This is a genomic window from Haloferax sp. DFSO52 (assembly GCF_048158745.1).
Classification (GTDB): domain Archaea; phylum Halobacteriota; class Halobacteria; order Halobacteriales; family Haloferacaceae; genus Haloferax.
Genome location: NZ_JBLOPB010000003.1, coordinates 250,140 through 262,341 on the forward strand (window position 1 = coordinate 250,140; position 12,202 = coordinate 262,341).

Annotated in this window: 11 protein-coding genes; 6 read left to right on the forward strand and 5 right to left on the reverse strand. The window is 58.5% G+C overall.

Annotation, left to right across the window (positions count from 1 at the left end; all coding sequences use genetic code 11):
• Positions 1-33 precede the first annotated feature (33 nt).
• Both glpR and ACK3SC_RS17150 read left to right on the forward strand, forming a co-directional pair.
• The gene (gene glpR, locus ACK3SC_RS17145; RefSeq protein WP_416841458.1) at positions 34-798 is read left to right on the forward strand and encodes an HTH-type transcriptional regulator GlpR; all 765 of its coding nucleotides are present in this window, start codon (positions 34-36) and stop codon (positions 796-798) included.
• Between the two features lie 43 nt (positions 799-841).
• Positions 842-1,540, forward strand: a complete 699-nt coding sequence (locus ACK3SC_RS17150) for a cyclase family protein (protein ID WP_416841460.1) — start codon at positions 842-844, stop codon at positions 1,538-1,540.
• A gap of 36 nt (positions 1,541-1,576) precedes the next feature.
• Here ACK3SC_RS17150 and pdxA read toward each other — a convergent pair whose 3' ends face one another.
• Together pdxA and ACK3SC_RS17160 are read right to left on the reverse strand one after the other, a co-directional pair.
• On the reverse strand, positions 1,577-2,572 hold the full coding sequence (pdxA, locus tag ACK3SC_RS17155) for a 4-hydroxythreonine-4-phosphate dehydrogenase PdxA (protein ID WP_416841461.1): 996 nt from the start codon (positions 2,570-2,572) through the stop codon (positions 1,577-1,579).
• A complete protein-coding gene (locus ACK3SC_RS17160) occupies positions 2,565-3,836 on the reverse strand; it encodes a four-carbon acid sugar kinase family protein (RefSeq protein ID WP_416841462.1) in 1,272 nt (423 codons plus the stop codon). Before ACK3SC_RS17160 ends, pdxA begins: the two co-directional genes overlap by 8 nt.
• 253 nt (positions 3,837-4,089) lie before the next feature.
• On the opposite strand from ACK3SC_RS17160, the gene ACK3SC_RS17165 reads away from it, so the two are divergent.
• Both ACK3SC_RS17165 and ACK3SC_RS17170 read left to right on the forward strand, forming a co-directional pair.
• Positions 4,090-5,418 carry a DUF362 domain-containing protein gene (locus tag ACK3SC_RS17165; protein WP_416841463.1) on the forward strand — a complete coding sequence of 443 codons (1,329 nt, stop codon included), beginning with the start codon at positions 4,090-4,092 and terminating at the stop codon, positions 5,416-5,418.
• A gap of 201 nt (positions 5,419-5,619) precedes the next feature.
• Positions 5,620-6,753 carry a PfkB family carbohydrate kinase gene (locus ACK3SC_RS17170; protein WP_416841464.1) on the forward strand — a complete coding sequence of 378 codons (1,134 nt, stop codon included), beginning with the start codon at positions 5,620-5,622 and terminating at the stop codon, positions 6,751-6,753.
• A gap of 610 nt (positions 6,754-7,363) precedes the next feature.
• Here the strand turns inward: ACK3SC_RS17170 and ACK3SC_RS17175 are convergent.
• The 3 genes from ACK3SC_RS17175 to ACK3SC_RS17185 are packed head-to-tail and all read right to left on the reverse strand — an operon-like array spanning position 7,364 to position 10,544.
• A complete protein-coding gene (locus tag ACK3SC_RS17175) occupies positions 7,364-8,452 on the reverse strand; it encodes a succinylglutamate desuccinylase/aspartoacylase family protein (RefSeq protein ID WP_416841465.1) in 1,089 nt (362 codons plus the stop codon).
• Positions 8,449-8,598 carry a hypothetical protein gene (locus ACK3SC_RS17180; protein WP_416841466.1) on the reverse strand — a complete coding sequence of 50 codons (150 nt, stop codon included), beginning with the start codon at positions 8,596-8,598 and terminating at the stop codon, positions 8,449-8,451. Before ACK3SC_RS17180 ends, ACK3SC_RS17175 begins: the two co-directional genes overlap by 4 nt.
• Complete coding sequence (locus ACK3SC_RS17185) at positions 8,595-10,544, reverse strand: copper-translocating P-type ATPase (protein WP_416841499.1); 1,950 nt, start codon at positions 10,542-10,544, stop codon at positions 8,595-8,597. The genes ACK3SC_RS17180 and ACK3SC_RS17185 overlap by 4 nt, the downstream gene beginning before the upstream one ends.
• A gap of 392 nt (positions 10,545-10,936) precedes the next feature.
• On the opposite strand from ACK3SC_RS17185, the gene ACK3SC_RS17190 reads away from it, so the two are divergent.
• Positions 10,937-11,665 carry an MBL fold metallo-hydrolase gene (locus tag ACK3SC_RS17190; RefSeq protein WP_416841467.1) on the forward strand — a complete coding sequence of 243 codons (729 nt, stop codon included), beginning with the start codon at positions 10,937-10,939 and terminating at the stop codon, positions 11,663-11,665.
• 207 nt (positions 11,666-11,872) lie between these two features.
• Positions 11,873-12,202, forward strand: coding sequence for an ASCH domain-containing protein (locus tag ACK3SC_RS17195; RefSeq protein ID WP_416841468.1), 330 nt, complete (start codon positions 11,873-11,875; stop codon positions 12,200-12,202).

The window sequence follows — 12,202 nt, forward strand, 5'->3', positions numbered from 1 at the left end:
GCGGCGACCTCGTGTTCGCTGGGGTGTGACGAGATGACTACACCCGAGGAGCGTCGTCGATCAGTAACCGAGTTGATCACGAAACACGGTGGTCTTTCGGTCGAAGAACTCGCCTCGCGTCTCGAGGTGTCGCCATCGACGATACGACGTGACCTGTCTAACCTCGACGAGAGGAATCTCGTCGAGCGAACCCATGGTGGGGCCGTCCCAGTGACGAACGTCGGTGTCGAGCGGTCGTTCGACCGGCGGATGGTCCAACATCTCGAACGCAAACAAGCGATTGCGGAACGAGCAGCCAAGGAGGTCCAGAACGGGCAAGTACTCTACTTCGATGCAGGTACGACGACGATGCAGGTCGCCAAGGAGTTCACGAACGACGACTCGATTATCTCCGTCACGAACTCCCCGTTATTACTGCCCGAACTCGCGAAAGAAGGAGGGACAGTCAAATCGACAGGGGGTGAGTACCGTCCCGAGACCAAGGCGCTCGTTGGCCCGAGTGCAGAGGAATATATCCGGAGTTCCCACTTCGACCTCGCGTTCCTCGGTATCAATGGAATCGAACTCGACGGGACGCTCTCGGCACCGAACGAGTCTGAAGCGGAACTCAAACGCCTCGTGGTGGAACACGCCGCTCGGACAGTCGTCGTGACCGTCACCCAGAAGTTCGACGAACAGAGCTTCCGACGATTCGGCTCGATCGAAGACGTCGACCTCTTCATCACCGAAAGTCGAGTCCCCGACGACTACCGCGACTTGTTCGAGGAGACGGCACTCGTCGAAAATCTCTACAGGTAACCTGGGCGCAATACTTATTTTTCAGGCGTCGGTGGCTTACCACATGTTTGGTTCGAGAGAGGTTATCGACCTCACCAACCCGATTAGCGCAGGCATTCCAGTGTGGCCGAGTTTCCCGCAAGTCGAGCTCGAACAGACGTCGATCGCCGCACGTGATGGATTTACCATGGAGCGCATCGAGATGCGGAGTCACACGGCGACCCACATCGACGCGCCAGCACACTTCATTCCCAATGGCAAGACGTTGGACGACTTCTCCATCGAGCAGTTCATGGGCGAAGGCGTGGTTATCGACTTGACGCCGAAAGAACCCGAGGAAGCAATCACCCGTGCTGATATCGAAGCGTACGAAGCGGACATCCAACAGGGTGACGTCGTCATGCTCCACACGGGCTGGGACGAGTACTACGGCCAGACTCCCGAGTACCTCTTCGAGTTCCCCTACTTGACCGGGGAAGCCGCGGAGTACCTCGTCTCGCTCAACCCGAAAGCGGTTGGGACGGAGGGAGGGAGCGTCGGCGGCTGGTACGACGAAGTTCCCGCTCATGGTCCAACAACCGACGTCCACCCGGCCGACTCACACCTCCCGCTGCTGGAGAACGATATCATCCCCATCGAGGAAGTTCGCAACCTGGACGAGGTCCTCGATGGCGCCGACAGTCGGCGTGCCGATTTCTTCTTCCCGCCACTCAACGTGCAGGGAACGGGTGGCTGTTCAGTCCGCGCCTTCGCGCTGGTTTAGTCGCCTGTCGTCGAAGAGAAAGTTCTCGGCCTGATTTCAGACCATCTCGGCGGCGATGGCCACTGCGTCGAGCATGCTCTGTTCGGACGCGACTCCCTCGCCGGCGATGTCGAAAGCCGTTCCGTGGTCGACACTCGTGCGGATGATCGGAAGTCCGATAGTGACGTTGACGCCGCTCACTGCGTCGTCCTCGCCAGTGAACCCGAGCATCTTGATAGGGATGTGCCCCTGGTCGTGGTACATGGAAACGACACAATCGAACTCACCGGCGGCCGCGCGGACGTAGACCGTGTCGGGTGAGTAGGGGCCTGTCACGTCTACACCCGTCTCGGCGACGCGTTCGACGGCCGGTTCGATGTGGGCTGCTTCTTCGTCACCAAGGAGTCCACCGTCACTCGCATGGGGGTTCAATCCAGCAACTGCGATAGTCGGGTCGTCGATGCCGAGGTCACCCAACGCCTCCGCAGTGACCCGAATCGTCGATTCGACTCCCTCAGTTGTAAGACTCGAACATGCCTCTTGCAACGGTATGTGCGTGCTCACGTGTGTCACCTTCAAGTCGTCTTCGACGAGCATCATCGAGTACTCTTCAGTGTCAGTGTAGTCTGCGAGCATTCCCGTGTGGCCTGCGTACTCACTTCCTGCCATTCGAGTTGCCTGCTTGTTGATGGGGGCGGTGGTGATTGCGTCGATTTCCCCTGCTTGAGCTAGTTCGATTGCTCGCTCGATGTACGCGAGACTCGCTTCACCGTTCGCTTCCGAGAGTTCCCCGTACTGGTGGTCGCTGACGTTGGCCAAGTCTACGACGGGCAGTACGTCGGGGTCGCCGTCTGCTTCTGCTGGCGACGTCACGCGTCTGACGGAGAGGTCGGGCGCGAATCGATTGGCCGCGTCGACGAGCACCGAGCGATCCCCGATGACGACGACCCTCGCAGTCTCGACCAACTGTGGGTACGCTTTGACGATGACTTCGCTTCCGATACCTGCGGGGTCACCCATGGTAACCCCGATGGTAGGACGTTCTTCACTCATTAGCAAGACCGAGACGAGCGAGCGACTTAATTATTGCCTGCTCGTCGCCAAATCCGCCAGCCTTCGTGATGACCGTCGCACCGTCTGCAACGCCACCGACGACGGACGCAAGTGGAATTCCCGGTTCAACGGCGTCGCCAGACATTCTGAGGGCCAGCGCTTCCAATCGGTCGAGGACGGCGATGGCTGTCGCCCCACCAGTGAGAAAGAGATTCGAAGGCTGACCATCTCGGACTACATCCGCAGCAGCCGTTGCGAGGGCATCCGTGACCCGACGCCGGACCATCGTATCGTCGACGCCGGCCTGTTCACCGGCTGCTAGTGTTCGCTCGACGTCGCTTCCGTTCTCAGCACTGTGCAGGAGGACGCCACCATGTGTATCGACAGCGGCCATCCCTCGCGACGAGAGGTCGGCACCGGCAGCAGACGGGTCGGTCACAGCCAACTCGAGATCGAGTTTCCGACGGCGTTCTCGTGAGAGACCGTCGATTTGCGCCAGCGTCTCTGGAGCGACACTCCCAGACACTCCGACGGCGGTTCGAGTCTCGTCGATATCGATTCCCGTGCCTGATGCAGCCCCCGGGACGAGGATGTGACGGGCAAGACCGCCCGAGCCAACGAACAGGCATTGCTCGGTGAGGTCAGCACCTGCGTTCGCCACCGCGGTCAGGTGCGCTTCAGTCAGAGCGTCACAGGTGACGACCAGTGGTTCGTCATCCGAACGCATCGACACCAGCGCTTCTCGAACGGCAGCGCTCCCACGGGCGACTACCTCGACGCCCAGATGTTCCGTCGCGTACTCACTCTCCGCGAAGAACTCGGAGAGTGCGTCGTGTGGAGGCGGGCGCTCGGCGTCTTGCCCGGCGGGCGTGTCAGTTACCAGTTGCCCGTTCACCAGGTGATATCCACCCGCCGTCAAGCGGCCGTTGGCGGGGAACGCAGGCGCGACGAGAACGAAGTCTGCACCCACAGCCTCGAGTGCCGCTTCTACCTCGACCCGGACGTTCCCGCGGAGCGTCGAGTCGACCTTCTTGAAAACGACAGCTTCGTCGGCTTCTTCGAAAGCGGTCTGTACGCGTTCTGCAGCCACTTCTGGTGCCGCGTATCGCGACTCCGTGTTGACGACGAGGACGTCGCTCTCTGGCATCGAGGCGTCGTGCCGGGGTGAAACCACGACGCGGGTGTCGTATCCGCGCTTCGCAAATTCGTGGCCTGCATCACAGCTGCCGGTCAGGTCGTCAGCGACGACCACACACTGGGTCACGGCTGTCCCTCAAATTTTCGCTGATCTCGGCTGTCCAGGAGTGGAACGTACCGGTTCATAGTCTGTATGATGGATGCGCCGTAAAGAAAGGTTCGCACGCGTTCGTCTTCGGGTTCGATTGCCCGCTCTCAGCGCATGCTTCAGTGGGTTACCAGTCCAGTGGGTTACCAGCCGTATCTTCTGACCTGGCTGGCCGATCGAGATGAGACGGGAGTAACACCTAAGGTGGTCATGTGTCTTCGTGTAGATACCAATGGAGTTCGATTTTCCAGACCGTGACCGGCTGGAAGCAACCAACGACGTCGAGGTATCCGACTTACCCCGCGCGTACCGAGTGAGTCGGGCCCGAGACCAGCCGACCATCACGGACGTTGCGGAGGCCGCACGGAACGCGCTCGACGACATCCCGGAGGTAGAAGCACTCGAACCGGGAAGCACTGTCGGCATCACAGCTGGGAGTCGTGGAATCCACGACCTTCCCGCCGTCCTCGAAGCGATCGTCGCCAAACTACAAGAACACGACCTCGACCCGTTCGTGTTCCCTGCGATGGGGAGTCACGGTGGGGCGACCCCCGAAGGGCAGCGTGAGACGCTCAAAGCACTCGGAATCACACCCGAACGCCTTGGCTGCGAGATTCGTTCCTCGTTGTCCGTCGAGGAAGTGGCGACCGACTCTCAGGGATGGCCCGTCTACGCGGCCGAAGATGCACTCGAAGCCGATGCGGTCCTGCTAGTGAACAGGGTCAAACTCCACACCGACTTTCAGGGGGATATCGAAAGCGGTCTCTGTAAGATGGCCGTCGTCGGACTCGGGAAGCAACGTGGGGCCGACACGATGCATAACGCTGCACTGGACCGAGGCTTTGCGAATGTAATCCCGGAGTGGGCGGGTATCCTCGTGGACGAGACCCCCATCGTTGGCGGAGTCGGCATCATCGAGAACGCTGCCGAACGAACAGCCGCCATCGAGGGTCTCCCCGCACACAATATCCTCGAAGAGGAACCGGAACTCCTCTCGCGGTCAGCGGAGCTCTTCCCAGAACTCCCCGTCGACGACCTCGATTTGCTCGTCGTCGACGAGATGGGCAAGGAAGTGAGCGGAACAGGACTCGACACGAACGTCGTCGGTCGGGTCTGGTTCCACGGCCAAGCCGAACCGGCGGAGCCATCGATGACCCGCGTCTACGTTCGCTCTCTCACCCCTCCTTCCCACGGCAACGCCCTCGGAGTCGGGCTTGCGGACCTCGTTCACCGCGACCTCGCGTCGGAGATCGACTTCGGAGACACGTACGTCAACATCGTAACCAGCGGTGAGTCGTCTCGTGCGAAACTCCCGTTCGTCGTCCCCAGCGACGCGACGGCGTTCGTCCTCTCAGCGTCGATGACCGGCGTCTCCAGTGCCGACGAGCTCCGAATCGCTCGCATCGAGAACACGATGACGCCCGACGAACTGTGGGTATCGGAGTCCGTCCTCGAAGAACTTGCCGGCCGAGATGACATCACCATCCACGAAGACCGACCGTGGACGTTCGACGAGGAGGGGAATCTCACGATGCCATTGGATTCCGAGTCTCCCGACTGAGACTGAGGTATTCGTTCACGTCCATTTATTCGAACAGTGCTCTCCGGGGTAAACACCCGAACCACCGTTACCTATTTATTATTGTATTTGACATTTCCTATTATTCCGCTATTCAGAGTCGCATTCCTATGACGACAGACCTCACCTCCTGTTCTCCTTCACGATTAAAGATTTATTAGATGGTGACGTGAGTATTCACTAATGGTTGACAGCGAGAGCACCCCGAGTGAAACGGCCGAGAGTGTTCGTTCCTGCCGCGAGCAGTTCTCGACCCAACCTCGGGACCACACAGTTCTGTTTGGTTTCGACGGCATCATCGACACGGTCCGCGAGATGATTGCAGAACGGGAAAGCATGGAGACGGTGTCACTCATACGAGAACTGGACACCCTCGGAACGAAGATCGACGACTCCGTGGCTTCGGAAACGTCGCTCACCATCGAATGGATAGATCGCGGGACACGGACAGGGGGGCACGTCTGCCATCTTTCACGCGTCTTCGGCCGATGGGGGTGCGACCCGATAATGGTCGGGACGTTCGGCGATCCGATGCGGTCGGAATTCGAGGCTGCGTTCGCCGAGAACACGACGTACTCCATCGGTGAGCCCGGAACGACCGATGCGGTCGAATTCAACGATGGGAAACTCATGTTGACCCAGGCAGGTGACTACCGTGAATTAGACTGGGAGACACTCGACGACCGCCTCGGTCACGATATCCTCGCCGAGCAGCTCGAAGAGGCTGACCTGTTCGGGATAGGCTACTGGTCGATGATTCCAAATCTCCCAGAGATCCTCACCGGACTGGCTGACGACATCTGGCCAACCCTGTCGAACCCCCCATCGAACGTCTTCTTCGATCCGGCCGATATCCGCAACCTTACGCAGGAGCAGTTTGCGCACGGCTTCGATTCGTTGCAGTCCCTGAACCAACGGGTGCCCGTGACGCTCAGTGCGAATCGAGGCGAGACTCAAGAACTCATCGCGAGTGGCGGTGGATCGGTCGACAATGGGTCGATGCTCGACCTTGCGGCGACTGCACGTGATATCGTCGGGGTCGATACGGTCGTTTCACACGGTGCAAGTGCGTCGGCGATGGTCACCGACCACGAGCAGGCTTTGGTGGAGACACTGCACATCGACGAGCCGGAAATCGTGACCAGTTCGGGAGACCACTTTAACGCAGGAGTGTGCCTCGGGTTGTTAGAAGGGCTCGACGTCCAAGCGACCACGGCGCTGGGGAACGCAGTGGCTGGTTCGTTCATTCGAAACGGTGAGTCGCCCACGTTGGCGACGGTCGAATCGTTCCTCGAGGAGTATGAAGAACACGTCTAACACATCGTAGCGCTTGTTCAGACTGGAATGTAGTATCACACGCAACGTACTTTTCTCGAGATATTCTGATGGCCGACAGAACAGCACAAATATCTCTCTTGGTCCAAACCGTGTCGGTGGAATTTCACAGATTTAATATAGAGAAATAGGATACATCCCAACTCCACGTTCTCATGCCCTGTTTTTACTAATTGCACTTGTGTGTTTCCCACTCCCACATAAGCCAAAATGTTAACAAAATGGTGGGAAATCGTAGAACGATGATAATCACACATTCAGAATTACCCGAACAAAGGGCAAGAGGGTTACTCCCCAGAGAAGGCGTGTTTCTGGGGTCTATCCAGGGGGTTGGACGCGGACGTTTGGTCTATCGAGGAAGTTTGAGAGAACACAACGCTGCAAGAGCTCCCAGATAACTCTCCACCAACTAGCCGTTGTCTACTTGCAGGACATCGCACGAAGCGAGATCACGTCAGGTGACGAGGACACTGATGGCCCGGCGTACAGTTGGCTCACAAAACACGGATATTGGTAACGGGAGATTACAACGTACGAGGGTTGTCGTCATATCTTTCGGTACAGAAGTAACGAGATCAATTCTATTTTCGTCTTACCGGTCTGGTTCACTACGATGTTCTGTGTACCAGCGTGGTTCGGGCCATTGAAATCCGCCCACGCGGTAGACGTCGAAGACTCCTTGCTCGATATCGTCTCGGATGATCTCAACAGTCTCCTCTTCGAGACTCACGAAGTGACAAAGCGGGTGGCCCGGATACGTGACCGCGTTCTCCGAGACACCGATGACGAGACCAGTCGAAGGGGCACGGACCACTTCGACGTGGTCCTTGAAGTGGTCAGAGATGGTGAATAACGTGTCACCCTCTTCGACGAGTGGGTGCGGACCCCACTCCATCTCGACGAGTCCAGCATTATCAGCGCGAAGCCACCGCTTTTCGCCACCACGGGCAATCACACGAGTCCATCCAGGCCACGAAACTGGTCGGTCGGGGAGAACGTCATGTTCTGCAAGTACGCTTGCAACGCAGTGAAGCGCCCGATCGAGATGTGCAGTCTGGAACCGGAGCGCACGTCCCATCTCCACCGTAACTGTCGGAATGCCGTCACTGCAAGCAACTCTCCGTAGGGTTCCAGCCGAACCTTCGCCATCCAGAATAACACTTGTCCCGAACGCTCGGGCGACCCGTTCGACTGCCGGGTCGCGCATGTCTGCGCGGACGTGGTACATCGTCGCTCGATTGCGCGTCGACGTGTGGAAGTCGAGGCCGAGGTCGCACTTCGAGATGAACTCCTCGTAAATCGTATTCGCGAGCCGCTTGGCCATCGTACTGCGCGAATTTCCCGGGAAGGACCGGTTGAGGTCCTCGTCGTAGATGGGGACGTACCGCTGTTGTGCGAGGAACCCCGGGACGTTCAAGACGTGGAGACAGACAAGTGTCCCGTCGATCGCTTCGGGAGCGTACTGATTCGCCACTTCCTGAACGATTTTGACGCCGTTGAGTTCGTCACCGTGGACCGCAGCGGTGAGAAAGACGCGCGGTCCGTCCGACTCACCGTTGATAACCGTAACAGGAATCTCGATGGGGTCACCGTGATACGTCTCACTGCACTCGAAGCGGAAAGTTCGCTTCTCACCCGCCTCGACGGTCTGGCCACCGAGGGAAATCGAACCTGCGGTCATCGTGACGCCTCCGTGGTGCGAGAGGTGGACTCGTTCGGTTCATGTTCATCGGTGGCCGTGGTCGAGGCTACCGAAACCGTGTCCTGCAATCCATCGACTTCGACAGCTCCAGCGAATTCGTCGCCATCGACGAGCAGGGTGTTCATGCCGAAAGGTCGACCCCCCTGAGTCGTCGGGCGTTCACCGCGACGATGATGGTCGACAGCGACATGAACACCGCGCCGATTGCTGGCGACAGGAGGATGCCGATGGGTGCGAGAATCCCAGCGGCGAGTGGGAGCGCAAAGACGTTGTATCCGGTCGCCCAGACGAGGTTCTCCTGCATCTTCCGGTAGCTCGCCTTCGAGAGTTTGATGAGGCGGACGACGTCCAGTGGGTTGTTGTCGACGAGGATGATATCACCGGACTCGATGGCGACGTCCGTGCCCGACCCGATTGCGATACCGACGTCAGCACGAGTCAACGCTGGTGCGTCATTGACGCCGTCACCCACCATCGCGACCAGTTTTCCTTCGGACTGGAGCTGTGCAACTTTCGTGTCTTTTTCTTCGGGCAGAACCTCAGCGAAGTACTGGTCGATCCCGAGTTCTTCGGCGACTGAACGTGCGACGTCTTCGGAGTCACCCGTCAGCATCGCCACTTCGATACCCATCTCGTGCAGCGCATCGATAGCTCGACGACTCTCATCGCGAATGACGTCTGCGAGCGCGAACGCTGCAACGATTTCGGACTCACCCTGAACGAGATAGATGACGGATTGTGCATTCGCTCCCGCTTTGGATGCGAACGCTGCAACATCCTCTGAGCGCTCGATGTCGAGCGTCTCGATGAGATTCGGGCCACCAACATGTACTGTCGAACCGTCTACAGTCGCTTTGACGCCGAGGCCACGGAGGTTTTCGAAGTTCGACACACTCGCTCGTCGGATGCCACGTTCTTCTGCGGCGTTCCTGATGGCGCGAGCAATCATGTGCTCTGAGTCGCCTTCGACACCGGACGCAACTTCGAACACTCGTCGTTCGTCCCAGTCTCCCGCAATCTCGACGCTGACGACCCCCTGTTCACCTTTGGTGAGGGTGCCTGTCTTGTCGAACATCACGATATCCAGATTTCGGGCTTCCTCCATGGCGATTCGGTCGCGGATGAGCATTCCATTCTGGGCAGCCGTCGACGTGTTGATGGCGACGACTAGCGGGACTGCGAGACCGAGGGCGTGAGGGCAGGCGATGACGAGGACGGTGACAGCACGTTCGAGGACGTTGATGTTGAATCCAATTGCGACGGTCCACGCGATAGCCGTGATTCCCGCGACTGCCAGTGCGATATAGAAGAGCCAGCCAGCCGCTTTATCCGCGAGTAACTGTGTCCGAGACTTCGACTGTTGGGCCTCCTCGACGAGACGCATGATTCCTGCCAGGGCCGTCTCGTCACCGGTCTTCGTCACGCGGACGCGAAGACTCCCGTCTTGATTGACTGTTCCAGCGATGACCGATTCGCCGGGTTCCTTGTCGACCGGTCTCGATTCACCGGTAATCATCGATTCGTCTACTGACGAGTCTCCTTCGACGACGTCGCCGTCCGCGGGGACAGACGCACCCGGGCGAACGAGTACGACATCGTCCTCGATGAGTGTCGAAACGGGGACTTCTTCGGTATCTCCACTTTCAGTTACCCGCTCAGCAGTATCTGGCATGAGTTTCGCCAACTCGTCGAGTGCACCCGAGGCCTGTCGGACCGAGCGCATCTCCATCCAGTGGCCCAAAAGCATGATGTCGATAAGCGTGACCAGTTCCCAGAAGAACGGCGTCGTCCCTTCGATGAACAGACTGGCCAGCGAGTAGACGAACGCGACAGTGATCGCCAGTGAGATGAGCATCATCATCCCCGGTTCACGGTTTTCGAGTTCCGTGCGGGCCATCGAGAGGAACGGAAGGCCACCGTATGCGAAGATAACTACCGACAGAACTGGGGTAATCCAGACGCTCCCCGGGAACGTGGGTGCGGTGTACCCGAAGACATCCTGAATGAACTCGCTGAAGTAGATGACTGGAATCGAGAGGACGAGCGAGACCCAGAACCGCTGTCTGAACATCTGTTCGTGTCCGGTGTGGTCGGTATGGGCTCTGTGGTCGTCGCCATGGTCGTGCATCTCAGGAACGTGTTGTTCGTGTTCCTGATGCGCGCTGTGAGAGTCGTGTACGTGCTCTTCGCGTTCTTTGTGCTCTTCGTGTACGTGGTCTCCTGTTGAGTGGTGCGTGCGTCCAGCACCATCTTCGTGGGGTGTTTCGGTACTCTCGTGGTGGTGCTCTTCTTCCGGATGTTGTGATCCGTTCGAGTGATTGCGGTTGGTGTCGTTCATATATTGTCTAACGTTCTCTATGCACATGGAGTTGTCCGAGAAGAGAGCACACCAGTACAGAACCCACAACTCAACGGTGCTTTCGAAGTAACTCTCAACCCGATGCAACACTGAGAGGCGACTGTATGCCGACGAACTCCACTATTCGCCTCCTCCGACACGCTACACTCCTCGTGGCGTTCGAGAACACCACATTCCTCGTCGACCCGATGTTGGCGTCTCCCGGTTCGAACCCACCGATACAGGATACACCGAATCAACGCGACAATCCACTCGTTCCGATGCCTGCCGTCGACTTGACGTACGATGCTGTCGTGGTCACGCACCGTCACACGGACCATTTCGACGAGGCTGCAAAAGGAGCGCTCGAAACCGACGTTCCGTTGTTTTGTCAACCGGCCGAAGCGGAGGCATTCGTCGAAGACGGCTTCACAGATGTCCGGCCAATCGATGACGTAGCGGTATTCAACGGCATCATCATCTACCGAACCCCCGGCCGGCATGGACACGGCGAACTCGCAGAGAGGATGGCACCAGTTTCAGGGTATGTCTTCGATTCTGACCAGACGCTCTACATCGCGGGAGACACCATCTGGTACGACGCGGTTGCAGAGACACTCGACCGGTTCGACCCCGACACGGTCGTCCTCAACGCCGGCGAAGCGCGATTCACTCACGGCGAACCGATTACGATGGGAGTACCAGATGTCGCTGCCGTTCGGGAGGCGACCGGCGGCCAGGTCATCGCCGTCCACATGGAGGCCATCAATCACTGTTTGCTCACGCGCGACGAGTTACGAGCGAATACAGAGAACGTCCGCATCCCAGACGACGGCGAGCTACTCACGCTATAACCGACTGACGACCCTGCTTGACTTCGTCCTCTCGCCAGAGCCTCTGAACGGACGAGAAAGCCCCTCTTCGAGAGTTGGAACTCTCGATTTGAAACTGGACGTCGGATAATCCTTCTCAGACACAGATGGCACAGACGTTCCGACCTGCCATCGGTGAGTGGCCACCCGCGGTGAGGTTTTTCAGCAGTCGACCCATACTTCTCTCTAATGGCAGAAATCGATGTCGACGACCTCCTCCCGAACGAGCGCGTTAAACAATCCGTGCTCGCTGGAGACGTGACACAGCTCACTCGCGGCGCGTCGAACCGCTACGCCGACGAAGGCGATACCTTCGAACTCGACGGTGAACCGTTCGAGATAGTCGGCGTCACGAAACGAACACTCGGTGACTTCACTGATGCCGACGCCCGAAGAGAGGGGTCGCCATCGCTCGAATCCTACAAACAGCGGATGGAGCGCGTCCATCCCGGTCCCTTCGAATGGGACGATAGCGACGAAGTCGTCACCTACAGATTCGAGCGGCAACAGAACTCGTGA